General features: G+C 62.3%; 22 protein-coding genes. 5 read left to right on the top strand and 17 right to left on the bottom strand.

The window, feature by feature from the left end; all coding sequences use genetic code 11:
- Positions 1-164: 164 nt before the first annotated feature.
- The 14 genes from AC07W0_RS00160 to dksA form a co-directional block, all read right to left on the bottom strand.
- Positions 165-3098, bottom strand: coding sequence for a DUF748 domain-containing protein (locus AC07W0_RS00160; RefSeq protein ID WP_102616922.1), 2934 nt, complete (start codon positions 3096-3098; stop codon positions 165-167).
- A gap of 88 nt (positions 3099-3186) precedes the next feature.
- A complete protein-coding gene (locus AC07W0_RS00155; protein WP_017847428.1) occupies positions 3187-4203 on the bottom strand; it encodes a class I SAM-dependent rRNA methyltransferase in 1017 nt (338 codons plus the stop codon).
- Between the two features lie 57 nt (positions 4204-4260).
- Positions 4261-5130: an oxygenase MpaB family protein gene (locus tag AC07W0_RS00150; RefSeq protein WP_102616921.1), complete on the bottom strand. Its 870-nt coding sequence runs from the start codon at positions 5128-5130 to the stop codon at positions 4261-4263.
- A gap of 16 nt (positions 5131-5146) precedes the next feature.
- Positions 5147-7084, bottom strand: a complete 1938-nt coding sequence (acs, locus tag AC07W0_RS00145; protein WP_102616920.1) for an acetate--CoA ligase — start codon at positions 7082-7084, stop codon at positions 5147-5149.
- 105 nt (positions 7085-7189) lie between these two features.
- The gene (gene pgi, locus AC07W0_RS00140) at positions 7190-8854 is read right to left on the bottom strand and encodes a glucose-6-phosphate isomerase (protein ID WP_017847431.1); all 1665 of its coding nucleotides are present in this window, start codon (positions 8852-8854) and stop codon (positions 7190-7192) included.
- A gap of 213 nt (positions 8855-9067) precedes the next feature.
- A complete protein-coding gene (gene panC, locus AC07W0_RS00135; RefSeq protein ID WP_102616919.1) occupies positions 9068-9919 on the bottom strand; it encodes a pantoate--beta-alanine ligase in 852 nt (283 codons plus the stop codon).
- A complete protein-coding gene (gene panB / locus AC07W0_RS00130) occupies positions 9916-10716 on the bottom strand; it encodes a 3-methyl-2-oxobutanoate hydroxymethyltransferase (protein ID WP_046487560.1) in 801 nt (266 codons plus the stop codon). The genes panC and panB overlap by 4 nt, the downstream gene beginning before the upstream one ends.
- A 240-nt stretch (positions 10717-10956) precedes the next feature.
- The gene (gene folK / locus AC07W0_RS00125) at positions 10957-11454 is read right to left on the bottom strand and encodes a 2-amino-4-hydroxy-6-hydroxymethyldihydropteridine diphosphokinase (RefSeq protein ID WP_017847434.1); all 498 of its coding nucleotides are present in this window, start codon (positions 11452-11454) and stop codon (positions 10957-10959) included.
- 2 nt (positions 11455-11456) lie between these two features.
- On the bottom strand, positions 11457-12860 hold the full coding sequence (locus AC07W0_RS00120) for a polynucleotide adenylyltransferase PcnB (protein WP_017847435.1): 1404 nt from the start codon (positions 12858-12860) through the stop codon (positions 11457-11459).
- 697 nt (positions 12861-13557) lie between these two features.
- Positions 13558-14997 (bottom strand): sigma-54-dependent transcriptional regulator, encoded by a 1440-nt coding sequence (locus tag AC07W0_RS00115; protein WP_017847436.1) that lies wholly within the window; start codon positions 14995-14997, stop codon positions 13558-13560.
- Between the two features lie 22 nt (positions 14998-15019).
- Positions 15020-17974: a sensor histidine kinase gene (locus AC07W0_RS00110; protein WP_162231511.1), complete on the bottom strand. Its 2955-nt coding sequence runs from the start codon at positions 17972-17974 to the stop codon at positions 15020-15022.
- A complete protein-coding gene (locus AC07W0_RS00105; protein WP_003176118.1) occupies positions 17958-18134 on the bottom strand; it encodes a hypothetical protein in 177 nt (58 codons plus the stop codon). The genes AC07W0_RS00110 and AC07W0_RS00105 overlap by 17 nt, the downstream gene beginning before the upstream one ends.
- A gap of 62 nt (positions 18135-18196) precedes the next feature.
- Positions 18197-19084 (bottom strand): tRNA glutamyl-Q(34) synthetase GluQRS, encoded by an 888-nt coding sequence (gene gluQRS / locus AC07W0_RS00100; RefSeq protein WP_017847438.1) that lies wholly within the window; start codon positions 19082-19084, stop codon positions 18197-18199.
- 84 nt (positions 19085-19168) lie between these two features.
- Positions 19169-19612, bottom strand: a complete 444-nt coding sequence (gene dksA / locus AC07W0_RS00095) for an RNA polymerase-binding protein DksA (RefSeq protein ID WP_017847439.1) — start codon at positions 19610-19612, stop codon at positions 19169-19171.
- 321 nt (positions 19613-19933) lie between these two features.
- Here dksA and AC07W0_RS00090 point away from each other — a divergent pair, with 321 nt between their 5' ends.
- Together AC07W0_RS00090 and sfsA are read left to right on the top strand one after the other, a co-directional pair.
- Positions 19934-21106 carry a pyridoxal phosphate-dependent aminotransferase gene (locus AC07W0_RS00090; RefSeq protein ID WP_046487535.1) on the top strand — a complete coding sequence of 391 codons (1173 nt, stop codon included), beginning with the start codon at positions 19934-19936 and terminating at the stop codon, positions 21104-21106.
- A complete protein-coding gene (gene sfsA, locus AC07W0_RS00085; protein WP_017847441.1) occupies positions 21106-21819 on the top strand; it encodes a DNA/RNA nuclease SfsA in 714 nt (237 codons plus the stop codon). Before AC07W0_RS00090 ends, sfsA begins: the two co-directional genes overlap by 1 nt.
- Here the strand turns inward: sfsA and AC07W0_RS00080 are convergent.
- Entirely contained in the window at positions 21816-22133 is a 318-nt protein-coding gene (locus tag AC07W0_RS00080) for a Rieske (2Fe-2S) protein (RefSeq protein WP_046382054.1), read from the bottom strand. The two genes, sfsA and AC07W0_RS00080, sit on opposite strands and share 4 nt — an antisense overlap.
- A gap of 156 nt (positions 22134-22289) precedes the next feature.
- Between AC07W0_RS00080 and AC07W0_RS00075 the strand changes: the two genes are divergently transcribed.
- The 3 genes from AC07W0_RS00075 to AC07W0_RS00065 are packed head-to-tail and all read left to right on the top strand — an operon-like array spanning position 22290 to position 24969.
- Positions 22290-23168 (top strand): heme/hemin ABC transporter substrate-binding protein, encoded by an 879-nt coding sequence (locus tag AC07W0_RS00075; protein ID WP_102616918.1) that lies wholly within the window; start codon positions 22290-22292, stop codon positions 23166-23168.
- 50 nt (positions 23169-23218) lie between these two features.
- A complete protein-coding gene (locus AC07W0_RS00070; protein WP_173677795.1) occupies positions 23219-24202 on the top strand; it encodes a FecCD family ABC transporter permease in 984 nt (327 codons plus the stop codon).
- Positions 24202-24969, top strand: a complete 768-nt coding sequence (locus tag AC07W0_RS00065) for a heme ABC transporter ATP-binding protein (RefSeq protein ID WP_046382057.1) — start codon at positions 24202-24204, stop codon at positions 24967-24969. Before AC07W0_RS00070 ends, AC07W0_RS00065 begins: the two co-directional genes overlap by 1 nt.
- Before the next feature lie 220 nt (positions 24970-25189).
- Here the strand turns inward: AC07W0_RS00065 and AC07W0_RS00060 are convergent, their stop codons facing one another.
- Positions 25190-25462 carry a TfoX/Sxy family protein gene (locus tag AC07W0_RS00060; RefSeq protein ID WP_017847446.1) on the bottom strand — a complete coding sequence of 91 codons (273 nt, stop codon included), beginning with the start codon at positions 25460-25462 and terminating at the stop codon, positions 25190-25192.
- 204 nt (positions 25463-25666) lie between these two features.
- Complete coding sequence (locus AC07W0_RS00055; RefSeq protein ID WP_017847447.1) at positions 25667-26011, bottom strand: pentapeptide repeat-containing protein; 345 nt, start codon at positions 26009-26011, stop codon at positions 25667-25669.
- Positions 26012-26032: the final 21 nt, after the last annotated feature.

The raw sequence follows: 26032 nt of genomic DNA, 5'->3' as shown, positions 1-26032 counted from the left end.
GGCGGCAACGAGTGAGTTAGATATCCACTCAATGCACCTCACGGGTTCATGCGACCGACCATAGGGATGTGGTCATTACAGGCCCCGGCACATGTGTCGGGGCCTGTTCTATTCCGGCCAGGAATGCTATCGAAGTGCGCGCCAGCTTGCGCTGGCGCGTGGGGTCATTCGGCGTCCAGATGCATCTGCGTTACCACCCGGCCATCCTTCTCGGCCTGGCCCAGTTTGGCGTCGACGAAGTACACCCGGTCATCTTCCAGCTGCCCTTTGTCGACCAGGTAGTCCTTGATGGTGCTTGCGCGGTCCTGACCGAGCTGGCGCAACAGCACGTCGCTGCTGCTCCAGAACGTGATCACGCCGCCCTTGAGTTTGGCCGTGCGTTCATCGTCGCTCAGGTTTTTCCACTCCGCCGGTGGTTGTTGTTTCAGGCGGGTGCGGTAGATACCTTCGAGCAAGGGGGCTTTTTCCTTTTCCGGTACTTGCAGCAAGGACGCCTGGGCCGGAACCTTGTCGCCACGGCGCTGCAGGATCTTGTAGTAGTTATATTGGTATTCGCGCTCCAGGCGCTGCTCGGCGAGGAATTTGCCGTCACTGTCGGCCGCCGCCGTGCCTTCGATTTCCAGGCGCAGGGTAGGGCGTTCTTTGAGGGCCTTGGCCAAGGTGTTCAGGGCGCCCTCGGCGTCTTTGTTCAGTTCGCTGGAGCCTGCGGCGAACGAGACATTGCCGAGGTCTTCCGAACCGCCGCCGCTCACCAGCCCACCGATAAACTTGAACGGCGCCGTTGCCGCGCGCACCACCAGGTTGCGCAGGGTCTGCCAGATGATCGGCATCACGCTGAATTGCGGGTTGTTCAAGTCGCCGCTGATGGGCAGTTCAATCGAGATCTTGCCGTCAGAGTCCTTGAGCAGGGCGATCGCCAGGCGAATCGGCAGGTCTACCGCATCGGCACTGTCGACTTTCTCACCCAGTTGCAGTTGCTCGACCACCACTTTGTTCTCGGCCTTCAGCTGGCCTTTGGTGATCACGTAATGCAGGTCGAGGTTGAGGCGACCCTTGCGAATCCGGAAACCGGCGAACTTACCCGAGTAGGGCGTCAGGGTCGTCAGCTCGACACGTTTGAAGCTGGTGGCGATATCCAGTGCCGCCATCGGATCAAACGGGTTCACGCTGCCTTTGATGGTCACCGGTGCATAGCGATCCACCTTGCCCTTGATGTCGACAGCTGCCGGTTTGGCCTGGCGGCTGTCAATGGTGCCGATCTGCCCGTTGAGCTGTTGGATCGCGGTGGCGAAGTTGGGCGTGAGGCTGAAGTCGGCGAAGTTGGCCGAACCGTCGTTGATCGCGATCTGCCCGATATGAATACCCAGCGGCTTTTCTTTGCTTGCGGCCGGCTTGGCCGCCGACTTGGCGCCGCTGTCGGCCGGCTGTGGAATCAGCAGGTCGTCGACGTTGGTGGTGCGATCATCGTTGATCATGAAGCGCACATAGGGCTGTTGCAGGTTGATCTTGTCGATCGACAGGCTGTCGCCATGCTGGTAGTTCAGCCCTTCCAGCACCAGGCGCTGCCATTTGAGGAAGTCGCGGGTCTTGAGGGTGTCGAGGGTGTGCAACTGATCGACCTGCGCCCGGCCGGTGATCTGTAGGGCCAGCGGCTCGGTGCTTTTGAGGTTCACATCGAGGTTGCTGCCGAGCATGCCGCTACGCAGTTCCAGGCGGATGAACGGGCTGATATAGGACTGTGCGACCCGCAGGTCGATGTCCTGGGTGTTCACTTTCAGCTTGGCGCTGATCGGGTTGAGGTTGACCTCGCCGGTTGCCTGGATCTTGCCTTGCTTGCCCAGGCCGGTGTCGACCTTGAGGGTGAAGGGGCTGCCGTTGAGGCTGTCGAAGTTCTGCACATCGACGTTCAGCGGGCCGAGTTCCAGCGCGACCGCAGGTTTGGCCTGGCGGTCGGCCAGGTGGACCTGATAGTTGCGCAGTTGCACATCCTTGAGCAGCACTTGCCAAGGCTTGCTCGGCGCTGCGGGCGCGGCTTTGGGCGAGTCGGCAGCTGCTGGCGCGCTGGCCGCTTCCGGCGCCTTGGCCGGCTTGCCCGGCTGGCTGGCGAACAGTTTCTGCCAGTCCAGTTGGCCATCGGCTTCGCGGGCGGCCCAGGTTTCCAGCTTGTTGCTGCGGATCTTGCCGACCACCACCTGCTGCTTGGCCAGGTCGATCGTGGTTTCGCTGACGTCCAGGCGTTCCAGGCGCACCAGCGGCCGGCCATCCGGCGCCTTGATGGCGAACGGCGCGATGCTGGCGGCGGTGTTGGTCAGGTTCAGTTCGGTTTCTTTGGCCAGGCTGAACGTGTAGTCCGTGCTGAAGTTGAGCACGCCGTTTTCGAGGACCAGGGGCAGGGCGTCGCGCACATAGGGCCACCAGGCTTTCATCTTGCCATCGGTGATTTTCAGGGTGCCTTTGGACGTGATCGGCACCAGGCTGACGTTACCCTTCCAGTCGATCTGCCCGCCTTCCGGGCCGGCGGCGACCAGGGTCATGTCGGCATTGTCTTCCGGCAGGGTGCTGAGGTTTTTCAGCTCGAAGTCGAGTTTGTCGTAGAGGAACTCGATTGGCTCGCTGGGGCGCAGGTCTTCAAAGTGCAGATAACCGCCCGCCAGCTTGATCCGCTCGATCCGCAATGGGAACGGCTTGGCGTTGGGGTCTGCCGGTGTCGGTTCGCTGGGTGGCAGTTTGAACAACTGCGCCAGGTTCAACTGACCGGACTTGTCGAACAGCAACTCGGTCTTGGGTTTGTCGAGTTGCACATCGGCCAGGTGCAGGGCGCGGGTCCACAGGCTGTCGAGCTGCAGGTTGGCGTAGAGCCGCTCGAAACCCACTTGTTCCTTGCCGGGGTCGCCGATCTTGAGGCCCCACAGCGTCACTTCCAGGCTGAACGGGTTGAGCTCGATACGCTCGATGCGGGCCGGCACCGTGGCGTAGTTGGCCAACTGTTGGTTGGCTATGCGAAGGGCAATGCCGGGCAAAATCAAAAAGCCCAGCAAGCTGTACAGGGCAACGGCAGTCAACAAGGCGCCAGTGGCGCGAATCAATCCTTTGGGCATGGGGCGGCGCCATCTATGTCGAACAGGAGTGCCTTGGAGTATGGCACGGGTTTTCGGTTCCGAAGAGCCACCCTCTTTCAGAAAATTCCTATAACTGCAGGATCAGAGTCTTCAACGGAGGTTGCTGGTCTTGTGACGGAAAGTCGGCGCCAGGAGGCATGATTTGCCAGTCGCGCACCGGACGCCCGGCTTTCTCGGCGCAACGTAGCACCTGCTCACGCCAATCGTCCATGCTCACTTTTGCCAGGTTGTTGCAGCAGATCAGCACGCCGTCATCGGCGGTTGCCAACAGCGCCGGCTTGAGCAGGCTTTGATAGTCGCGCAACAGGTCGACGGTGCCGAAGGCGCTCTTGGCCCATGCCGGCGGGTCAAGCAACACCAGGTCATATTGACGCGGTTCCAGGCGCGGATAGCTCGGCAGTTTCTGCCCGCGCCGCTGAGTGATCGGCAGGCCGGCCAGTTGGCGAATCGCCGGGAAATAATCGGATTGCACGAACGTCATGGGTGCCAGCTGCGGGTTGAGCAGGCCGTTTTCGCGGCCGACCGCCAGGTTGCCTTCGGCAAAATCCAGGTTGCACACGTCACGCGCACCGCCGGCCGCGGCGCTCAGGCCCACGCCACAGGTGTAGGCGAACAGGTTCAGTACGCTTTTGCCGGCACTGTGCGCCTTGACCCAGCCGCGGGTGTTGCGCAGGTCGAGGAACAGCAACGGGTCTTGCCCGGCATGGCGCCCGCGCACGCGGTAATTGAGGCCCCATTCGTGGCCGACCAGGTCCTGCAGCGCTTGTGGTGTGGCGCGGTAGACCGTGTCTTCGCGGTCGATCCGCGAGTTGCCACGGGAACGGTCGTTGTACACCAGCAGCAATTCCAGGCCCATGTACTGGCTGATCAGTTGATGCAGGTCCAGCAGGTCTGCGCTTTCCAGCGGTTGGTGGAAGCTCTGCACCAGCAATTGCGGGCCATAGCGGTCGATGGTCAGGCCACCGGCGCCTTCCTGGCTGCCGTGGAACAACCGGTAACAGTCGGTGCCTTGGGCGTGCAACTCGCTGATCAGGCCTTGACGATGATCGAGGGCGGCGCGCAGCGCCTGGTTCAGGGGAGACATGGAGCGCGCCTTGCTGGGTAAATGTGGGCGCGGAGTTTAGCAGTTATGGAGCGTCGCCTACATCAACCCCATCCGCCGATGCGCGCGCTGCACCGAGCCATTGCGCATTGCCCAACGCAGCACCGGCGCGCTGCGCTTGACCCCGGCACGCACCAGCTGGCGTTGCAGCAGGCTCGGGTGTTGCCCCAGCATGTCGGCGGCCCAGGCCGGCAGCAGGTCGATCCCGGCCTGCATCATCAGGGCGCCAAAGGGTTTGGCCAGGGTGCTGGGCGCCGGGGCTTCGAGCAGCAGGCGCAGCACTTCGCGGCTGCGCGCGTCGCACAACAATTGTGGACGGATACGCGCCAGATAATCCGCAATTTCCTCGCGTGAGCGCGGCACATTCCGTGCGCCCAGGCGTTCGGCGACCAGGGCGATTTCGTTGTAGTAACGATCCTGATCGCGCCCCGAGAGCTGCGGGTTGCGATAACGCACGTGTGCGGCGAGGAAGCTGCTGACCTCCGCCACATGCACCCAGGTCAGCAACTGCGGGTCGCTGGCCGCATAGGCGCGGCCGTCGGGCGCATGGCCGACAACCTGCAGGTGAATGGTGCGTACTTTCTCGATCAGCCAGTCGGCGTCTTTGCGTGAACCGAAGGTGGTGCCGGAAATGAACTGCGACGTGCGGCGCAGGCGCCCGAGCATGTCCTGGCGAAAGTTCGAATGGTCCCACACGCCAGCCAGCGCCAATGGGTGCAAGGCTTGCAGCATCAAGGCGCTGATGCCGCCGATGAGCATGCTGCTGAAATCGCCATGCACTTGCCAACTGACCGAGTCCGGGCCGAACAGGCCGGGGTCGCCCTTGGGGTTTTCCAGGTCCAACTGGCCCAGCGACAAGCCGGTGAGGCTCATCAACTGGGTTTCGATACGGCTGCGGATAAATTCCATGGCGACGCGCGGGTTCCTATCGGTTCAGGCGTTTGTCGATCAGGCCGGCGACCACGCTGGGGTCGGCCAGGGTGGAGGTATCTCCGAGGCTGTCCAACTCGTTGCAGGCTATTTTGCGCAAAATGCGTCGCATGATCTTACCCGAGCGGGTTTTCGGCAAGGCCGGGGCCCATTGGATCAGTTCCGGTTTGGCAAAGCTGCCGATTTCCTTGCTGACCAGTTCGAGCAGATGTTTCTTCAGTGTCTCGCTGGGCTCCACGCCATTCATCGGGGTGACGAACGCATAGATGCCCTGGCCTTTGACGTCATGGGGATAGCCCACCACCGCAGCCTCGGCGACCCAGTCATGCAACACCAGGGCACTTTCCACCTCGGCGGTGCCGATACGGTGGCCGGACACGTTGATCACATCGTCGATGCGCCCGGTGATCCAGTAGTCGCCGTCTTCGTCACGCCGCGCGCCATCGCCGGTGAAGTAATAACCGGGGTAGGGTTTGAAATAGGTGTCGATCATGCGCTGCGGGTCGCCATAGACACTGCGTATCTGCCCCGGCCAACTGGATTTGATCGCCAGCACGCCGCTGCCCGGGCCGTTGATTTCCTTGCCGTGCTCATCGAGCAGCACCGGCAGCACGCCGAACATCGGTTGGGTCGCGCAGCCGGGCTTGATGCGCTGGGCGCTGACCAGCGGGCTGAGCATGATGCCGCCGGTTTCGGTCTGCCACCAGGTATCGACAATCGGGCAGCGTTGTTCGCCGACGGCGTTGAAGTACCAGTCCCAGGCTTCCGGATTGATCGGCTCACCGACGCTGCCGAGCAGGCGCAGGCTGGCGCGGGAGGTGTTCTCCAACGGAGCGTGGCCCTCGCGCATCAATGCGCGCAGGGCCGTCGGCGCGGTATAGAAGATATTGACCTGGTGCTTGTCGATGACCTGCCAGAAGCGCGAGCTGCTCGGGTAGCTGGGCACGCCTTCGAACATCAGCGAGGTGGCGCCGTTGGCCAGCGGGCCGTACACGATGTAGCTGTGGCCGGTGACCCAGCCCACATCGGCGGTACACCAGAACACTTCGCCGTAGCGGTAGTCGAGCACGTACTTGAAGGTCATCGCGGCTTGCAGCAGGTAGCCGCCGGTGGTGTGCAGCACGCCCTTGGGTTTGCCGGTGCTGCCGGAGGTGTAGAGGATAAACAGCGGGTCTTCGGCGCCCATCGGCTCGGGTGGGCAGTCATCGCTGGCGGCATCCACGGCTTGTTGATAGTTGAGGTCGCGGCCTTCGCTCCAGTTCACGGCGGCCCCGGTGCGCGCTACCACCAGCACGGTGCTGACGTTCGGGCAACTGGCCAGGGCCTTGTCGACATTTTGTTTCAACGCCACCGGCTTGCCGCCGCGCACGCCTTCATCGGCGGTGATCACCGTGCGGCAGTCGGCGTCGAGAATACGGTCGCGCAGGGCGTCGGGTGAAAAACCGCCAAACACCACCGAATGCACCGCCCCAATCCGCGTACAGGCGAGCATGGCGTAGGCCGCTTGCGGAATCATCGGCATGTAGATGCACACCCGGTCGCCTTTTTTCACGCCACGGCTTTTCAGCACATTGGCCAGGCGGCTGACGTTTTGATGCAGTTGGCGGTAGGTGATGGTGGAAGATGCTGTCGGATCATCGCCCTCCCAGATGAAGGCCGGTTGCTCGGCGCGTTGCGCCAGGTGGCGGTCGATGCAGTTGTAGCTGACGTTCAATTGGCCGCCGGCAAACCATTGGGTGGCGCCGGTCTGGATGTCCGAGGTATTGACGGTGTGCCAGGGCGTGGTCCAGTCGAGAAAGCGCCTGGCCTGTTCGGCCCAGAACGTGTCCGGCTGTTCGATGGATTGGCGATAGAGGCGCTGATAGTCCTCTTGACTCAGTTGCGCAGCCCGGCGGACGGCATCGGCGATGGGAAACATGCTGATATCGAACATGAGCGATCCTTATTCTTGTTTTTGCGACAAGTCATAAAGATGCACCCAGTCGGGGGCGGGTTCAAGGCCGACGTCCGAATGGACGCCGGCCCTGTGTGACCGACATCAGCCGCGGTGACGACCGCGGAAGTAGTTGATCAGGCCCTGGGTCGACGCATCGTCGGCCAGGCTTTCTTCGGCGCCGGTCAGGCGGTTGTAGACGCCCTTGCCCAGTTCCTTGCCCAGCTCCACGCCCCATTGGTCGAAGGCGTTGATGCCCCAGATCACGCTTTGCACGAACACTTTGTGTTCATACATCGCGACCAGTGCGCCCAGGCGCCGCGGGCTGATGCGCTCGACCACCAGGGTGTTGCTCGGACGGTTGCCCGGGATCACCTTGTGCGGGGCCAGCTTCTGCACGTCGGCTTCCGGCAGGCCCTTGTCGCGCAGCTCGGCTTCGGCTTCGCTGCGGGTCTTGCCGAGCATCAGCGCCTGGCTCTGGGACAGGCAGTTGGCGTACAGCCACTGATGGTGGTCGGAGACCGGGTTGAAGCTGACGATCGGCACGATAAAGTCGGCCGGGATCAACTGGGTGCCCTGGTGCAGCAATTGGTGGTACGCGTGCTGACCGTTGCAGCCCACGCCGCCCCAGATCACCGGGCCGGTATCGGTGGACACCGGCGTACCGTCCTGGCGCACGCTCTTGCCATTGGATTCCATGTCCAGCTGTTGCAAGTGTTTGGTGATGTTACGCAGGTAGTGGTCGTAGGGCAGGATCGCATGGCTCTGCGCGCCCCAGAAGTTGCCGTACCACACACCCAGCAGGCCGAGCAGCACCGGCATGTTCTGTTCGAACGGCGCGTTCTGGAAATGCTGGTCCATGGTGTAGGCACCGGACAGCAGTTCCTTGAAGTTCGACATACCGATGGCCAGGGCGATGGGCAGGCCGATGGCCGACCACAGCGAGTAACGGCCGCCGACCCAGTCCCACATCGGGAAGATGTTTTCTTCGCGGATGCCGAAGGCCACGGCGGCCGCGTTGTTGCTCGATACGGCGATGAAGTGGCGATACAGCTCGGCTTCCGAGCCGCCCTGGGCCAGGTACCAGGCGCGGGCGGCCTGGGCGTTTTTCAGGGTTTCGAGGGTGTTGAAGGATTTCGACGAGACGATGAACAGCGTGGTCTCGGCGCGCAGCTTCATGGTCAGCTCGTGGAACTCGCTGCCGTCGATGTTCGCCAGGTAGTGGCAGCGCACGCCTTTGTGGGCGTAGGACAGCAACGCTTCGGAGACCAGCTCCGGGCCGAGGAACGAGCCACCGATGCCGATGTTCACCACGTCGGTGATCGGCTTCTCGGTGTAGCCGCGCCACAGGCCGTCGTGGATGCGGCCCACGAGGTCGGTGATCTGGTTCAACACCTTGTGTACGTCCGGCATGATGTTCACGCCGTTGACCGACAACTTGTCGCCCACCGGGCGGCGCAGAGCGGTGTGCAGGGCAGGGCGACCCTCGGACGAGTTCACCGGCTCGCCGGCATACAGCGCGTCGATCGCGGCTTTAAGGTCGACTTCCTTGGCCAGGTCCACGAGCAGGTTGCGGGTTTCGCTGGTGATCAGGTTTTTCGAGTAATCGAGGAAAAGCCCGCAGCTGCTCAAGGTGAATTGGGAAAAACGCTGAGGATCGGCGTTGAACGCGTCGCGCATGCTGAAATCCTGCATGGCTTGGCGATGTTGATTGAGCGCTCGCCAGGCGGGCAGAGCGGTAACGTCATGAGGGGTGCGGTAGTACGCCATCGCTGCGGGTTTCCTTTTATTACGGGGACTGCCTTTAGGACACTTCAAAGCCCGAAACATCCAGTCTTTCATCAAGCAATGGGTTCCGGACAGCGCTAACCATAGCGCAGGGCGAATACATTAAACCTAGCGTGTCGATATGTCTTGGCTTTGTCTGCGCTGTGGCCGGTACTTTTTTATACCGGCGCATCAGGCTGGGCAACGGGCAGGGGGTCAGTCGAGGGGCAGATGCAGGTTGTCGATCAGACGCGTCGCGCCCAGGTAGGCCGCGACCAGGATCACTACATCACGATCCTCGGCCGTGGCCGGGCGCAGGTGGACGCCTTGGCGCACTTCGAGGTAATCCACGCGCATGCCGGCGGCTTCGATCTGCTGGACCTGTTCGGCACGCAGTTTGGCGAAGTCGCGGTCGCCGCCTTTGATGGCGGCGGCAATCTGACTCAGGCTGCGGTACAACGCCGGCGCGACGGTCCGCTGCTCGGCGCTGAGGTAACCGTTGCGCGATGACAGCGCAAGGCCATCCTCTGCGCGCATGGTCGGTTCACCGATGATCTGGATCGGCATGTTCAGGTCATGGACCATGGCGCGAATCACGGCCAGTTGCTGGTAGTCCTTCTGGCCAAACACGGCCATATCCGGCTGGACCATGTTGAACAGCTTGTTGACCACCGTGGCCACACCTTCAAAGTGCCCAGGACGGCTGGCGCCGCACAGACCTTCGGACAATTGCGGCACGCTGACGCGGGTCTGGCCGGTCATGCCGCTGGGGTACATTTCCTCGACGCTTGGCGCGAACAACAGGTTGCAGCCGGCTTGCAGGAGTTTTTCCTGGTCGGCGGCGAGGGTGCGCGGGTACTTGTCCAGGTCTTCGCCGGCGCCAAATTGCAGCGGGTTGACGAAGATGCTCGCGACCACGAAATCCGCCTGTTGGGCCGCCTTGGCCACGAGGGCCGCGTGGCCGCTGTGCAGGTTGCCCATGGTGGGCACAAAGCCGATGCGTTTGCCGGCGCTGCGGGCATGGGTAACGGCGGCCCGCAGTTCACGTAGGGTTTTTACGGTGTTCATGCAGAGAATCCGTGTTCGGCGCCTGGGAAGGTCACGCCTTTGACTTCGGCGACGTATGCGCTCAACGCGGCGTGGATGCTGTCCTGGCCGGTCATGAAGTTCTTCACGAACTTCGGTACCCGGCCGGTTATCGACAGGCCGAGCATGTCGTGCAGCACCAGGACCTGGCCGTCGGTGGCCGACCCGGCGCCAATGCCGATCACCGGCACTTTGACCGCATGGGTGATTTCCGCGGCCAGTTCGCTGGGCACGCATTCGAGCAGGATCATCGCGGCACCGGCTTGTTCCAGGGCGATGGCATCGGCACGCATCTGGCGCGCCTGGGCTTCGTTGCGACCCTGGACTTTATAGCCGCCGAGGATGTTCACGGACTGCGGCGTCAGGCCCATGTGTGCGCACACCGGTACACCGCGTTCAGCCAGCATGCGGATCGACTCGGCGAGCCAGGCGGCCCCTTCGACCTTGACCATGTGCGCGCCGGCTTGCATCAATTTGCCGGCGTTGTGGAAGGTCTGTTCGACGGTGGCGTAACCCATGAACGGCAGGTCGGCGATGATAAAGGCGCCGTCGTTACCGCGCTTGACGCTGGCGGTGTGGTACGCAAGTTCATCCGTGGTGACGGGCAGGGTGCTGTCATGCCCTTGAAGCACCATGCCGAGGGAGTCGCCCACCAGTAACACCTCGACACCGGCTTGGCAGCAGGCGTGGGCGAAGGTGGCGTCATAGCAGGTCAGCATAGCGATTTTTTCACCTTTGAGCTTGAGGCTCTGCAAGGTGGTCAGGGTAACGTCTGGCATGAAAAGGGTCCTCGTTCAGGCGCTTGGAAACAGCGAGTAACGCGCATGAGTCTTCGTTTATACAGGCGCACTTTCTTGAGAGCAGTGCTTATAAGGCCTGGATTGCGCCCTTTAGCGCCGGTTGGCGGCAGCGGGACGCCTATAGTCGTGAGGAGGACACGGGAAGTCAATTGCATGTGTTACCGCATTGTTACGACGGTGGTGTTACCGCTGTTACTGATGCGATTCAGCAGTGGCGGATCAACGCTGGGTGCTGAGCGCAGGCATGCGTTCCAGGCCGACAAACGGGCAGGCTGCGAGCAGGTCGCTGAGGCGCCGGCCATCGGGCAATTGCAGGGTGGCTGGGGCCAGTTCGGCCAGCGGGTACAGCACGAAGGCGCGCAGGTGCATCTGATAGTGCGGCACTTGCAGGCGTGGTTCGTCGATCAGGCGGTCGCCGAACAGCAGGATATCCAGGTCGAGCGTGCGTGGGCCCCAACGTTCAAGGCGTTCGCGGCCCTGGTCGTTCTCGATGGCTTGCAGCGCATCGAGCAGTTCCAGTGGCGCCAGGCAGCTGTCCAGGGCCGCGACCGCATTGGTGTAGCGCGGTTGGCCGGGGAGCAGGGAGTCGCTTTGATAGAAGGCCGACACCCCGGCGACGGTAGTGCCCGGCAATTGCGCCAACGCCTCGATAGCATTGCGCAATTGTTGCTCCGGGGCCGCCAGGTTGCTGCCCATGCCGATGTAGATGCGTTCCACGTTTATTCGCCTGCGGCGCCCGAGGCATCGGCGGCACTGCGCTTGCGTTTGCTCCCGCTGCGACGACGCTTCTTGGGCCCTTCGCCGACGCCATCGCCTTTGCTGCCGAGCTCACGAATCATCTCGCGGCGCTCGCTGTCATTGGCGTCCTGGTAGTCGGTCCACCATTCGCCCAGGCCGTCGGTCTGCTCGCCGGCGCTTTCACGCAGCAGCAGGAAGTCGTAGCCGGCACGGAAGCGCGGGTTCTCCAGCAACAGGTCGGCGCGCTTGCCGCTGCGACGCGGCAGGCGTTCCTGCATGTCCCAGATCTCGCGGATCGGCAGGGTGAAGCGTTTCGGGATGGCGATGCGCTGGCACTGCTCGGCGATCAACTCGTGAGCGGCTTCCTGCATGGCCGGGATCGGCGGCATGCCACGGTCTTGCAGGCGCAGTACGCGTTTGGGCAAGGCCGGCCACAACAGGGCGGCAAACAGGAACGCCGGGGTGACCGGTTTGTTCTGTTTGATGCGCAGGTCGGTGTTGATCAACGCTTCGCTGATCAGGGTGTGGGTATACGTCGGGTTGTATTCCAGTGCTTCGGCGCTCGCCGGGAACAAGGGATCGAACAACTGCAGGTCGACGAGCATTTCGAAGGTATCGGCGGCGTAGCCCGAGAGGAACAGCTTGAGCACTTCTTCGAACAGGCGCGCCGAGGGGATTTCCCGCAGCATCGGCGCCAGTTCGCGAATCGGTGCAGCCGTGTGGCGCTCGATACCGAAGTTCAGCTTCGCGGCGAAACGCACCGCCCGCAACATGCGTACCGGGTCTTCCTGGTAGCGCTGCGTCGGGTCGCCGATCAGGCGGATCAGGTTGTTGCGAATATCGTGTACGCCGTTGGCGTAATCGAGGATGCGCTCGCTGACCGGGTCGTAATACAAGGCGTTGATGGTGAAGTCGCGGCGCTGCGCGTCTTCTTCCAGGGTGCCGTAGACGTTGTCGCGCAGGATGCGTCCGCTTTCGTTGCGGGAAGACTGATTGGTGTCTTCTTCCTCATCGTTTTGCGGATGACCGGCACGGAAGGTCGCGACCTCGATGATTTCGCGGCCAAAGTGAATATGCACCAGCTTGAAGCGGCGGCCGATGATGCGCGCATTGCGAAACTCGGCGCGCACTTGCTCGGGCGTGGCGCTGGTGGCGACGTCGAAGTCCTTGGGCGTGATATTGAGCAACATGTCGCGTACACAGCCGCCCACCAGATAAGCCTGGTAACCGGCGTTCTGCAAACGTTCGACGATGTTCACTGCATAACGGCTGAACTGAGCGCGTTGCAGCGAATGTTGGCTGCTGTTGAGCACTTCAGGCGTGCTGCGTTTGTGTTGCGTTCGACGCAAGGGAGAACGGAATGACTGGAACAACTTCTTCAGCATGGGATGCACTGTTTGAAGGAATGTTCGGCCATAACGAAGAATGACCGCATGATGGGCCGGGATTCTAGCATTTAGTCGGGGGATGGTGTAGGAACAAGCTACAGGCCTTGCGCCATAAGCCTAAAAACGTCAAATACCGGAAACTACAAGGGGAGCCGAAGCTCCCCCAGAAGTAGTTGCGTGCTCTATTTTTATTATTGGTTTCGGGCTTTTTGTTTTTGTTGATCGCCCTCGCCATGAAGTGTGACCTTCATGACACTCCCAATCGGGAGTCAAGAGCAAACGGATTGCTTTGGTCGCTGTGTTGCTGATCTACGATCCAACCAGTTCAGGCTCTGCCTTAGGGCAGTTTTTGTTGTTCTCGGCCTGGTTGCGGGGCAAGCCCCAAATGCAACGCCTCTCCAAAAGAATCAGTTAGCTGCGCCTCCGCCGTGTTGTTTTTATTGTGCGTGAGTCGATTCGTCTTATTTTTATTGTCTTGTACAAAGCTTGTTATTGTTTTTGTACTAAGCATATAGCAGGGTGCGTGCCAACTTTTGCGCCGACCAGCAAAATCAGGGGGTTGAGGGGTTTTTGGCTGTTTGGTGGCGAAAAAAAAGCCGGGGCTTCGTTACCGTAAGCCCCGGCTTTTGTTACGCGAAATATCCGCGGTAACAGTTTTTTCACATTGGCGGGTGTTACCTGTGGGCGCGCGCCCTCAGCTTTCGCTGGCCACTCCGGTCTTGCGCCGTGGAATGCCCAGGCGCTGGCGCCGTTCCCACAGGCACTTACGGCTTACGCCCAGCTTGCGCGCCAGTTCGGTCTCGGTCATGTGGTCCTGGTGCTCGAGGACGAAATGCTGGAAGTAGTCTTCCAGTGACAAATCTTCCGTCGGTTCATGGCTGGTATTGCCAGCGGCGCCCTGTTGCGGGGCCAGGCCGATGAAGTCGTCGTCTTCCAGGTCACTGAGCTCTATATCGATACCCAGCAGTTCGGCGGAAATTTCCGGGCTCTCCGACAGAATCACCGCACGCTCGACCGCATTCTCCAACTCCCGCACGTTACCCGGCCACGAGTAGTGCCGAATCGCCTGCTCGGCGTCTGCGGCGAACCGCAGGTCGGTACGGTTGATGCGCGCGCTCTGGCGCAACAGGAACGCATTGGCGATCTCGTTGACGTCGGCACCCCGTTCCCGCAGGGCCGGCAGCTTGAGTGCGATCACATGCAGGCGGTAATACAAGTCTTCACGGAACTGGCCGATCTTGGCCAGGCTCTTGAGGTCGCGGTGAGTGGCCGCGATCAGGCGCACGTCGACCTTCTGCGATTGCACCGAACCCACCCGGCGGATTTCGCCTTCTTGCAGTACACGCAGCAGGCGCGCCTGGGCTTCCAGGGGCAGTTCGCCGATTTCGTCGAGGAACAGCGTGCCGCCGTCCGCCGCTTCCACCAGGCCCGCGCGTCCGGCGCTGGCGCCGGTAAACGCGCCTTTCTCGTGGCCGAACAGTTCGGACTCGATCAGGGATTCGGGGATTGCCGCGCAGTTCACCGAGATCATCGGTGCCTTGGCGCGCTTGGACAGGTTGTGCAGGGCGCGGGCCACCAGTTCCTTACCGGTCCCCGACTCGCCCTGGATCAGCACATTCGAGTCCGTCGGCGCCACTTTGCGGATCTTGCTGTACAGGTCCTGCATCGGTGGGCAGGAGCCGATGATGCCGATCTCGCCATTGCTGTTGTCGACGCCCGGCTTGTCGGCGCCGTTGGCCGCCTTGCCGGCGGGACGCTGTTCGGCCGTAGCGCTGCTGGCCGACTGGCGGTCACGCAGGATACGGGCCACGGCCTGGAGCATCTCATCGTGGTCGAACGGCTTGGCGATGTAGTCCACCGCGCCCATCTTCATGGAGTCCACCGCCGAGCGCAGGCTGGCGTAGCTGGTCATGATCAGCACCGGGGTGCCCTGGCCGAGCTTGATCAACTCGGTGCCCGGCGCGCCGGGCAGGCGCAGGTCGCTGACAATCAGGTCGAACGTGGGAATACTGAACCGCTCTTGGGCTTCCTGCACCGAGCCGGCTTCGCTGACCTGGTACTGATTACGTTCAAGCAGGCGACGCAAGGCAGAGCGGATAATGGTTTCGTCTTCGACGATCAAAATGTGCGGCATTGATTCAATTCTCTCGACGGTCTCAGTTCACAGCGGACGTCGCTTCGACATGACGCGGCAAGGTCACCCGAATACGGGTGCCGCGTTGGCTTTCTGTGTCAGCCGGGCTGTCGATGGTGATTTGTCCATAATGCTCTTCAACGATGGAATAGACCAGTGCAAGGCCCAGACCGGTGCCTTCACCGGGGTCCTTGGTGGTGAAGAAGGGTTCGAACAAGCGGTCCTTGATGTTCTGTGGAATGCCGCTGCCTTCGTCCTCCACGATCAGGTCGACCGTGTGCTCGAAAGCCTCGCTCTTGACGCGTACCGCACTGCCGGCGGGGGACGCGTCGCGGGCGTTCGACAATAGGTTGATCAACACCTGCGCCAAGCGCTGGGAGTCACCGTCGACCCAGTGGTCCGGATCGCACAGGTTGAAGAACTGTACTTCGAAATTGCGCCGATTCAAGGCCAGCAGCCCAATGGCGTCCTGTGCCACTTCGGCCAGGCACACCGCTTCGTCGTGGTTCTGATGGGCGCCGGCGTGGGCGAAGCTCATCAGCGACTGCACGATGCGCGACACGCGCTTGGTCTGTTCGAGGATCTGCCCGCTGATCTCGGTGATTTCGCCGTCTTCCTCGCGCTCTTCGCGCAGGTTCTGCGCCAGGCAGGCGATACCGGTGATCGGGTTGCCGATTTCATGGGCCACGCCCGCCGCCAGGCGACCGATACTGGCCAGGCGCTCGGAATGCACCAGCTTGTCTTCGAGCATCTGGGTTTCGGTCAGGTCTTCGACGAGCAACACCAGGCCGCTGTTACCGGGGGCCAGGGGCTCGTCGATCGCCGCCTTGTGCAGGTTGAGCCAGCGGGTCTGGCCGTCGAGGGCTAGGTGCTGCTTGTGCAAGTGTTCGTCGGGCAGGTTGATAAAGCCTTGCAGCAGTTCCTTCCACGGGTCGCCCAGGGTATTGAGGCGCGAGCCCACGACCCGTTGCGCGGCAATGCCGGTGAGTTCTTCCATGGCCTTGTTCCACATCAGAATCTCCTGGTCCTTGGCCAGGGAGCAGACCCCCATCGGCAGTTCCTGCAAGGTCTGGCGGTGGTAGCGGCGCAGGGCATCGAGTTCGGCGGCCAGGCCAGTGAGGCGTGAGTGGTAATCCTCAAGCCGGCTTTCGATGAAGTGGATGTCTTCAGTGACGTAGTTTTCGCCGCTCGCCTTGTAGGGCAGGAACGTTTCCACCATGTCCTGCGACACGCTGGGGCCCATCAGCCCGGACAGGTTGGCTTCGATTCGGTCGCGCAGGCGGCGCAGGGCGTAGGGGCGGCGCTCGTCGAACGGCAGATAGAGGTCGCGCAGCGCTTGTTCGACTTCCTTTTGCGCGGCCTTGGCGCCCAGGGGCTTGGCCAGTTGCGTGGCGAACTCCTGGGGCGAGGCGGCATGCAGCTCGCGGCGTTGCGGGCGGCGCACGTTGTCCACCGCGCAGGCTTCGGCGGCGCTGGTTTCTTCCGGGCTGGCGTTGGTGAACAGCGAGATCAGGGTGAACATCAGCACGTTGGCGGCCAGCGAGGCGATCGCTGCCATGTGCCAACTGGTGTCGTCGAGCACGTAGATCATGTTCAGCAGCGGGATGTAGAAACCCTGCAGGTTGCCGACCAACGGCAGCAACATGGTCACCAGCCACACCAGAATCCCGGCGAGCAGCCCGGCGATAAAGCCGCGCCGATTGGCCGTCGGCCAGTACAGCACCGACAACACCCCCGGCAGGAACTGCAAGGTGGCGACAAACGCGACGATCCCCAGGTTGGCCAGGTCTTGCCCGGCGCCCAGCAGCAGGTAGAAACCGTAGCCGGCCATGATGATCGCGACGATCAGCGCGCGGCGGGTCCATTTCAGCCAGCGGTAGATATTGCCTTCGGCCGGCGGCTGGTACAGCGGCAGCACCAGGTGATTGAGCGCCATGCCGGAGAGCGCCAGCGTGGTGACGATGATCAGGCCGCTGGCCGCCGACAACCCGCCGACATAGGCCAGCAGCGCCAGGGCCGGGCTGTTGGCCGCAATACCGATGCCGAGGGTGAAGTATTCGGGGTTGGTGGTGGCGCCCAGTTTGAGGCCGGCCCAGAGGATCAGCGGCACCGCCAGGCTCATCAACAGCAGGAACAGCGGCAAGCCCCAACTGGCGCTGACCAGCGAGCGCGGGTTGAGGTTCTCGGTGAACGTCATGTGGTACATGTGCGGCATCACGATGGCCGAGGCGAAGAACACCAGCAGCAACGTGCGCCACGGGCCTTCCTGCAGCGGGGTGTGCAGCGCGGCGAGGGCGGTCTGGTTTTGCAGCAGCCACAACTCCAGCTGTTGCGGGCCGTCGAATACGCCGTAGAGCGCATACAGGCCGACGCCACCGATGGCGATCAGCTTGATCACCGACTCGAAAGCAATCGCAAAGACCAGGCCTTCGTGTTTCTCGCGGGTGGCGATGTGGCGTGAACCGAAGAAAATCGTGAACAGGCTGATCAGCGCGCAGAAGGCCAGGGCGACGCGATACTGCACCGGCTCACGGGTCAGGATGCTGATGGAGTCGGCCACCGCCTGGATCTGCAGGGCGAGCAGGGGCAGCACGCCGATCAGCATGAAAATCGTGGTCAGCGCGCCCGCCCAGGTGCTGCGAAAGCGGAAGGCGAACAGGTCGGCCAGGGACGACAACTGATAGGTGCGGGTGATCTTCAGGATCGGGTACAGCAGCACCGGCGCCAGCAAGAAGGCCCCGGACACCCCGAGGTAACTGGACAGAAAGCCATACCCATACTGATAGGCCAGGCCCACCGTGCCATAGAACGCCCAGGCGCTGGCGTAGACGCCCAAGGACAAGGTGTAGGTCAACGGATGGCGAATGATCGCCCGCGGAATCATTCCGCGCTCACTGATCCAGGCGACACCGAACAACGTAGCCAGGTAGGCGGCGCTGATCAGCAGCATCTGGGTGAGGCTAAAGCTCATCGGCATCTTTTTGGCTCTGCAGGATGAAAGTCACGACGATCAGGATCAGCCACAGCAGATAGGGGCGATACCAGGCGCCCGTGGCGTCGATCCACCAATCCATGATGGCGGGGGAAAACAGGTAGATCCCGACGACCAGCAGCAGGACCAAGCGATAGATGTACATGTTGGCCTCTGATTGAATAACTGCGGCGATGGTAACGGATGCCTGGCCGGCTGCAAGCGCCTTCAGCGCAACTGCGCTTCGGCCAGCGTGAGTGTGCGCGGGATCAACTGCGCATCCCAGTGGGCAATGCCCCAATCCAGCAGTTCCCGTGGGCTGGCGTGCAGCAGTTCGTCGCCGGGTTGTTGGCCGAGGGCGCGCAGGGCTCTCAACAGCAAAGGCGTGGCCTGGTCTGTGGTCAAGGGCGGGGAACGATAGGATTTGCCCAACTTGTTACCGTCCGGCTGGACGATCAGCGGCACGTGCAGGTAACGCGGTTGGCGCAGCCCCAATAATTCTTGCAGGTACAGCTGGCGCGGCGTGGAGTCGAGCAGGTCGGCGCCGCGCACGATGTCGGTAACACCTTGCCAGGCGTCATCGAGCACCACGGCCAGTTGGTAGGCGTAGAGGCCGTCACGGCGACGGATGATGAAGTCACCCACTTCGCGGCCCAGGTGTTGTCGGAATTCGCCCTGTACGCGGTCGGTAAAGTGGTACTCCAGCTCCGGGACGCGCAGGCGGATGGCCGCATCGTGCTGCTCATGACCGGCATTACGGCACAAGCCCGGGTAGATCCCGTGGTAGGGCTCCAGCTGTTTGCGCGAGCAGGTACAGGCATAGGCCAGGCCGTGGTTGAACAGGTCGTTCAGCACCTTGGCGTAGGCATCGTGCCGGTCGCTTTGTCGGACCAGTTCACCGTCCCATTCGAAGCCATAGCTTTCCAGGGCATGCAGGATTGCCGCCTGGGCGCCGGGTTCTTCGCGGGGAGGGTCGAGGTCTTCCATACGCATCAGCCAGCGGCCATGGTTGGCGCGGGCGTCAAGGTAAGAGGCGAGGGCGGCGACCAGCGAGCCGAAGTGCAGGTGGCCGCTGGGCGTGGGGGCGAAACGCCCGATATAGGGAGAGGCTGTCATGGGCCGGATACTACTGGAAAATCGCTAAACGCCAGAAACAAAAATGGGGCGTTTGTACGCCCCATTCGTTCAGCTCGGCAGGGGTTACTTGCCGACCTGTTTTTCCTTGATTTCTGCCAGGTTCTTGCAGTCCACGCACATGTCGGCGGTAGGACGTGCTTCCAGGCGGCGAATACCGATTTCGATGCCGCAGCATTCGCACCAGCCGTATTCTTCGTCCTTGATCAACTGCAGTGTCTTGTCGATCTTCTTGATCAGCTTGCGTTCGCGATCACGGGCACGCAGTTCAAGGGCGAACTCTTCTTCCTGGCTCGCACGGTCGGCCGGATCAGGGAAGTTGGCTGCTTCGTCCTTCATATGGTCAACGGTGCGGTCGACCTCCTGCATCAAGTCTTGTTTCCACTTGTTAAGGATCTTGGTGAAGTGCTCGCGCATGGGCTCGCCCATGTACTCCTCACCTTCCTTCGTGACGTAAGGTTCGAAGCCGCTGAGGCCTGGGGATTGCTGTTGCTTTGCTTGGGTGGACATGAATAGACCGCCTCTCACTCTTCTAATCCATTGCGCAGGATTGCAACGTCACCGACACCTGCCGGCCCTGCGGCTGCAAGCGGGCGAACTTACCAGATAGATTCAGGGTGCGCCACTCCCGGTTGTCGAGGCCCATCACGCAGGGGTTGCAAACAGCAGCAACCCGCTGTGGCTGGGTATGAATCGTCTCGAAGGTTGATTTTAGTCGTTTTGCAAGCGCTTGCCGGGTTCATCGTGGACGGCCTGGCAGGCAATAGAGCATGTTTTACCGCGAGGGTTCGGTAGAATCGCTGTTTTTGTCCTCACCGTTAAGGAAGGCTAATGGCTCAGCCCTACAGTGCGCGCAGTCGCGCCATCGAACCTTTTCATGTCATGGCGTTGCTGGCGCGAGCCAATGAGCTGCAAGCGGCAGGCCATGATGTCATCCATCTGGAAATCGGCGAACCGGATTTCACCACCGCCGAGCCGATCATCCAGGCCGGCCAGGCCGCGCTGGCCAATGGCAAGACCCGCTATACCGCAGCCCGCGGCCTGCCGGAACTGCGCCATGCCATCAGCGGTTTCTACCAGCAACGCTACGGCCTGAGCGTGGACCCCGAGCGCATCCTGATCACCCCGGGCGGCTCCGGCGCGTTGCTGTTGGCCAGCAGCCTGCTGGTGGACCCCGGTAAACACTGGCTGTTGGCCGACCCGGGTTACCCATGTAACCGCCACTTCCTGCGCCTGGTGGAAGGCGCGGCGCAGTTGGTGCCCGTGGGTCCGGACGTGCGTTATCAATTGACCGCCGACCTGGTGGCCAAGCACTGGAACCAGGACAGCGTGGGCGCGCTGGTCGCATCGCCGGCCAACCCCACCGGCACCATCCTGACGCGGGACGAACTGGCCGGGTTGTCGAGCGCCATCAAGGCGCGTAACGGCCATTTGGTGGTGGACGAGATCTACCACGGCCTCACTTACGGCACCGAGGCGGCCAGCGTGCTGGAAGTCGACGATGATGCGTTTGTCCTGAATAGTTTTTCAAAGTATTTCGGCATGACCGGCTGGCGCCTGGGTTGGCTGGTGGCACCGCCCGATGCGGTCGGTGAGTTGGAGAAGCTCGCGCAAAACCTCTACATCAGCGCTCCCAGCATGGCGCAGTACGCGGCGTTGGCCTGCTTCACCCCGCAAACCCTGAGCATTCTGGAAGCGCGTCGTGCCGAGTTCGGGCGCCGTCGCGACTTCCTGCTGCCGGCCCTGCGCGAGTTGGGCTTCGGTATTGCCGTCGAACCGGAAGGGGCGTTCTATTTGTACGCCGATATCAGCGCGTTCGGCGGTGATGCCTTCGCGTTTTGCCGTCATTTCCTTGAGACCGAACATGTGGCGTTCACCCCAGGGCTGGATTTCGGTCGTTATCAAGCCGGCCACCATGTGCGCTTTGCCTACACGCAAAACCTTGATCGGCTACAAGAGGCGGTAGAGCGCATCGCCCGTGGGCTGCGGAGCTGGCAGGGCTGATGCGCTTTCATCCTCCCCTCGAAGAGGCGCGGCTGATTCGCCGCTACAAGCGTTTTCTCACCGATATCGAAACCGTTACCGGCGAGTTGTTGACCATTCACTGCCCCAATACCGGCTCGATGCTCAATTGCATGGTCGAGGGCGGGCAGGTCTGGTTCAGTCGCTCCACTGACCCCAAGCGCAAGTTGCCCGGCACCTGGGAAATTGCCGAGACGCCTCAAGGCCGCCTCGCGTGCGTCAATACGGCGCGTGCCAATCAACTGGTTGAGGAGGCGTTGCATGCCGGGGTCATCACCGAACTCAACGGCTTTAGCGCATTGAAGCGTGAAGTGCCTTACGGTCAGGAGAATAGCCGCATTGATTTTCGCCTGGATTACCCCGAGGGGGCGGCCTATGTCGAAGTCAAAAGTGTGACGCTGGGGTTCGATGGCACCTCGATTGCGGCGTTTCCGGACGCCGTGACCCAGCGCGGTGCCAAGCATCTACGCGAGCTGGCGCACCTGGCCCGGGATGGTGTGCGGGCGGTGCAGCTGTATTGCGTCAACCTGTCCGGGATCGAGGCCGTGCGCCCGGCCGTGGAAATCGACGCGGCCTACGCTGCCGCCCTGCGCGAGGCCAAGGCCGCGGGCGTGGAAGTGCTGGCGTATGGTGTGCGCGTCACGGCCGAGGAAATTTACGTCGAACGCCGCTTGGACGTGCTGCTCGGCGACTAGAGTTCTACCCACAGGCCCTGTTCGTCTTCGCGGCCGGGCAGGGCAGTGAGGCTTTGACCCGCGCAGGGGCCGGCGATGCATTCGCCGCTCTCGATCAGGAACAACGCGCCGTGGGTGGCGCATTGGATCAGGCTGGCGCTGGCGTCGAGGAAGTGATCGGGTTGCCATTCCAGGGGGACGCCGCGATGGGGGCAGCGATTGCGATAGAAGTAGGCGATGCCATCCCGGCGCACGGCCAGCAGTTTGTGCCCGTCGATATCAAAACCACGGCTGCTGTTGGGGGCGAGGGTGTCGGAGGGGCAGAGAAACTTCATTCCAGTCCTTAAGTGCCTTGACGTTCAAATGCAAACAATTATCAAATGCAGGCTTCGCCCGTTAGCTGACTGGGCGCTCAGTACGATGCCCGGCAAGGGGCATCTGTCACATTCATGAGTGTTTCAGCAGCCCCGCCCCTGGAAGGAAACCCTGTTATGCGCTTGAGTGCCAGCGCTATCGCGCTTGTTGTCGGACTGATGCTCAACCCTGGGGCGCACGCCTCGGAACTGCCGCAACGCTGGGTGAGTGCTGGCGGCGCGTTATCGGAGTGGGTGACGGCCCTGGGCGGTGAGTCGAAGTTGGTGGGCGTCGACACCACCAGCCAGCATCCGGCTTCGCTCAAGGCATTGCCGAGCGTCGGTTATCAGCGGCAGTTGTCGGCCGAGGGCATTCTCAGTCTGCGCCCGCAGGTCCTGGTGGGCACCGAGGAAATGGGGCCGCCGCCGGTGCTGGCGCAGATTCGCAACGCTGGGGTGCAGGTGGAAATGTTCTCGGCGCAGCCGGATTTGCCGACGTTGAAAGGCAACCTCGAACACCTGGGGAGGTTGTTGGGCAGTGAGGCCAAGGCCCATGCATTGTTTACCGCGTATGAACAGGCGCTTGACCGGCAGAAACGTTGGGTTGCCACAGCCCAGGCCACACACAAGGCCCCGGGGGTGTTGATGCTGCTCGGCAATGCCGGCGGCAAGCCGCTGATTGCTGGCAAAGACACGGCGGCTGACTGGATGCTGCGGCAGGCGGGCGGGCGCAACCTGGCGACCCACAGCGGTTATAAGCCGTTTTCCATGGAGTCGTTGGCCGGGTTGAGCCCCGAGGTGCTGGTGTTTGCCGACCGTGCGCTGAGCGGCGAGGCGGCGCGTGCGGCCTTGTTCAAGGAGAACCCGATCCTGGCGTCCACGCCGGCGGCTAAACAGGCACGGGTGTTTGAGTTGGACCCGACGCTGCTGGTCGGCGGGCTCGGGCCGCGTCTGCCGCAAAGCCTGGTGCAGTTGTCGGCCGACTTCTATCCGTCCCAGGCCACGTCTGCCCCATGAGTACGCTGGTGAAACCCCGAACGCTGTTTATCGGCCTGACGCTGTTGTGTGTGCTGGCGATCTGGCTTTCATTGGCGCTGGGGCCGGTCAGCCTGCCGTTGCTGGATACGCTCAGGGCGGCCTTGCGCCTGATGGGCGTGCCGATCGAGGCCAGTGGCCTGGAGCAGGCGGAGCTGATTCTCGGGCAGATCCGTTTGCCGCGGACCTTGCTGGGGCTGGCGGTGGGCGGCGTATTGGCCTTGTCGGGCGTAGCGATGCAGGGGTTGTTTCGCAACCCGCTGGCGGATCCGGGGTTGGTCGGGGTATCCAGCGGCGCGGCACTCGGTGCGGCCTTCGCCATTGTCGGTGGCTCGTTTCTGGGTGGGTTGCCGGAGGTGTTCGGCCCGTATCTGTTGTCGTTGTGCGCGTTTCTCGGTGGGTTGGGGGTGACGGCGCTGGTCTACCGGCTGGGGCGGTGCAACGGCCAGACCCATGTCGCGACCATGCTGCTCGCCGGCATCGCCCTCACGGCGCTCGCCAGCTCGGCGGTGGGCTTGTTTACCTACCTGGCCGATGACGCCACCCTGCGCACACTGACTTTCTGGAACCTGGGCAGCCTCAATGGCGCCAGCTATTCGCGCCTGTGGCCGTTGCTGCTGGTGAGCGCTGGCGTGGCGCTGTGGCTGCCGCGGCGGGCGAAGGCATTGAATGCACTGTTGCTCGGCGAATCCGAGGCCGCTCATCTCGGGGTCGATGTCGAGCGGCTCAAGCGCGAATTGGTGTTCTGCACCGCATTGGGCGTGGGCGCGGCGGTGGCGGCAGCGGGGATGATCGGCTTCGTCGGCCTGGTGGTGCCGCACCTGGTGCGATTGTTGGCCGGGCCGGATCATCGCGTGCTGTTACCCGCCTCGGTGCTGGCGGGGGCGAGCTTGCTGCTGTTGGCGGATCTGGTCGCGCGCCTGGCCTTGGCGCCGGCGGAGTTGCCGATCGGTATCGTCACCGCGTTGATTGGTGCGCCATTTTTTCTTTACCTGTTGTTGCGAGGGCGCGCCTGATGCTGCGAGTGGAAGGGCTGAGGATTCGTCGCGGTCGCAAAACCGTACTGGCGGATGTCACGTTGGACCTGTTGCCCGGCCAGGTGCTTGGCGTACTGGGCCCGAATGGCGCGGGCAAGAGCACGTTGCTGGGCGCGTTGTGCGGGGAACTGCACCCGGATCAAGGCCAGGTGTGGCTGGATCAGCACGAACTGAAAGACTGGAGCGGGTCGCAACGCGCGCAACGCCTGGCCGTGTTGCCGCAGGCTTCAACCCTGGATTTCGCCTTTCGTGTCGAAGAGGTGGTCGGCATGGGCCGCTTGCCCCATCAGACCGGGCGCGTGCGGGATGACGAGATTATCGATGCCGCGTTGCAGGCCGCGGATGTCGGGCACTTGAGCGGTCGCAGTTACCTGGCCTTGTCGGGCGGCGAGCGGCAGCGCGTTCACCTGGCGCGGGTGCTGGCGCAGTTATGGCCCGGGCAGGCGGGGCAGACGTTGCTGCTGGATGAGCCGACCTCGATGCTTGACCCTTTGCATCAACACACGACCTTGCAGGCGATACGCCGCTTTGCTGACCGTGGCGCAGCAGTGCTGGTGATTCTGCATGACCTGAACCTGGCGGCGCGTTACTGCGACCGGATTCTGTTGCTCGACGCGGGCCGCCCCCATGCGCTGGATACCCCGGCACAGGTTCTGCGGCCTGAGCCGCTCAAAGCGGTCTTCGGGCTGGATGTGCTGGTGCAGCCGCATCCGGAGCGCGGGCATCCGTTGATCATTGCGCGCTGAGGCTTTTTACCGGCAAAAAAAGACCCGGCAAGAGCCGGGTCAAATAACCGTGATTAGCCTGATGAGGAGATAATCTGAGAGTCCGAACCAATGGTCTTTCAGTTATCGGCTGATCTCGCGACCAGTTGTGATAATCATAACGATTCTCATTTGAGAGTCAAGATTTGTTTTCACAGGCCCTTGTCCGGAATCTTTGTCAGCGGCGGGTGGGGTCGTCGATCTAATTCTTCTGGCGCGCCGAGATAGCATCCAATTGGCGGTTCAGCGCCTCCTTGCGTTCGGCTGGGATGTCGTTCCAATGCACATCCATCAATGCCCCTTCGATTGCATACAGCAAGACTTTCGAGGCACGGAAGCCACGCGTGCGAACGGCTCGATAAGCATCGACCGCGCCCAGGCGCCGCAGGTCTGACGCACTGTGGATGCCCGCCGCATGCAGCCATTGCGCCGAGGTCTTGCCAAGGTTTCTCAGGTGTTGCAGCTCATCGTTCATCGAGCCTCCTTGCGACGGCCGAATGGTGCGGTGGGTGTCGTGACCAGGCAAGCCTGAAAAGGAGTGTAGCGCTCAGTAGGAAAAGCGTAGTTCTTTGGTCAGGAATGGCGCAAAAGCTTATAAGGATGGCGTCGACGTTTTATTACGGGCAGGCGCGAAGTCCCCGGTCCGTATTGCACGAGACCGGGGGCTTGGGAGGGCGTGTTACTTGGTGCGGTAGCGCAGGCGCGTGCCGAAATTGACCGACATGAGGATCTCGTCGGCCGTCAGTTCCGGCGGGAAGTAGGTGCCCGATATCTGCGCATGGGCCAGGCTCGCGCCTTCCAGTGAGCAGTCGCGCAAGTCCAGCCCGCGCAAATCGGCGGAACGGAAGTACGCATCGGTGAAGTCCACGCCGCTGGCGTTCAGATCGCGCAGATCCAGCCCGCGGAAGTCGCCACCGCGCATGTCGATGACGCCGTCTTTGGGGCGTTCCTGGTTGAAACCGCGGATATCGTCTTTATGCAGAAGCGAATAGAGCGGGGTATCAAGAAGCTTGGGCTGACTCATGATAGCGACACCTGTTGGATT

The organism is Pseudomonas sp. GW704-F2 (assembly GCF_059423025.1).
This window is presented reverse-complemented; position numbering and strand designations above follow the sequence as displayed.

What these genes read in the sequence shown, in the direction of transcription:
- AC07W0_RS00110 (WP_162231511.1), bottom strand. Translation starts at nt 17,974, where the DNA reads ATGCCGATGAGCTTTAGCCTCACCCAGATGCTGCTGATCAGCGCCGCC.
- AC07W0_RS00065 (WP_046382057.1), top strand. Translation starts at nt 24,202, where the DNA reads ATGCTGCGAGTGGAAGGGCTGAGGATTCGTCGCGGTCGCAAAACCGTA.
- sfsA (WP_017847441.1), top strand. Translation starts at nt 21,106, where the DNA reads ATGCGCTTTCATCCTCCCCTCGAAGAGGCGCGGCTGATTCGCCGCTAC.
- AC07W0_RS00155 (WP_017847428.1), bottom strand. Translation starts at nt 4,203, where the DNA reads ATGTCTCCCCTGAACCAGGCGCTGCGCGCCGCCCTCGATCATCGTCAA.
- dksA (WP_017847439.1), bottom strand. Translation starts at nt 19,612, where the DNA reads ATGTCCACCCAAGCAAAGCAACAGCAATCCCCAGGCCTCAGCGGCTTC.
- AC07W0_RS00115 (WP_017847436.1), bottom strand. Translation starts at nt 14,997, where the DNA reads ATGCCGCACATTTTGATCGTCGAAGACGAAACCATTATCCGCTCTGCC.
- AC07W0_RS00150 (WP_102616921.1), bottom strand. Translation starts at nt 5,130, where the DNA reads ATGGAATTTATCCGCAGCCGTATCGAAACCCAGTTGATGAGCCTCACC.
- AC07W0_RS00120 (WP_017847435.1), bottom strand. Translation starts at nt 12,860, where the DNA reads ATGCTGAAGAAGTTGTTCCAGTCATTCCGTTCTCCCTTGCGTCGAACG.
- AC07W0_RS00080 (WP_046382054.1), bottom strand. Translation starts at nt 22,133, where the DNA reads ATGAAGTTTCTCTGCCCCTCCGACACCCTCGCCCCCAACAGCAGCCGT.
- gluQRS (WP_017847438.1), bottom strand. Translation starts at nt 19,084, where the DNA reads ATGACAGCCTCTCCCTATATCGGGCGTTTCGCCCCCACGCCCAGCGGC.
- AC07W0_RS00160 (WP_102616922.1), bottom strand. Translation starts at nt 3,098, where the DNA reads ATGCCCAAAGGATTGATTCGCGCCACTGGCGCCTTGTTGACTGCCGTT.
- AC07W0_RS00060 (WP_017847446.1), bottom strand. Translation starts at nt 25,462, where the DNA reads ATGAACGATGAGCTGCAACACCTGAGAAACCTTGGCAAGACCTCGGCG.
- AC07W0_RS00090 (WP_046487535.1), top strand. Translation starts at nt 19,934, where the DNA reads ATGGCTCAGCCCTACAGTGCGCGCAGTCGCGCCATCGAACCTTTTCAT.
- panB (WP_046487560.1), bottom strand. Translation starts at nt 10,716, where the DNA reads ATGCCAGACGTTACCCTGACCACCTTGCAGAGCCTCAAGCTCAAAGGT.
- pgi (WP_017847431.1), bottom strand. Translation starts at nt 8,854, where the DNA reads ATGGCGTACTACCGCACCCCTCATGACGTTACCGCTCTGCCCGCCTGG.
- acs (WP_102616920.1), bottom strand. Translation starts at nt 7,084, where the DNA reads ATGTTCGATATCAGCATGTTTCCCATCGCCGATGCCGTCCGCCGGGCT.
- AC07W0_RS00055 (WP_017847447.1), bottom strand. Translation starts at nt 26,011, where the DNA reads ATGAGTCAGCCCAAGCTTCTTGATACCCCGCTCTATTCGCTTCTGCAT.
- AC07W0_RS00075 (WP_102616918.1), top strand. Translation starts at nt 22,290, where the DNA reads ATGCGCTTGAGTGCCAGCGCTATCGCGCTTGTTGTCGGACTGATGCTC.
- AC07W0_RS00105 (WP_003176118.1), bottom strand. Translation starts at nt 18,134, where the DNA reads ATGTACATCTATCGCTTGGTCCTGCTGCTGGTCGTCGGGATCTACCTG.
- panC (WP_102616919.1), bottom strand. Translation starts at nt 9,919, where the DNA reads ATGAACACCGTAAAAACCCTACGTGAACTGCGGGCCGCCGTTACCCAT.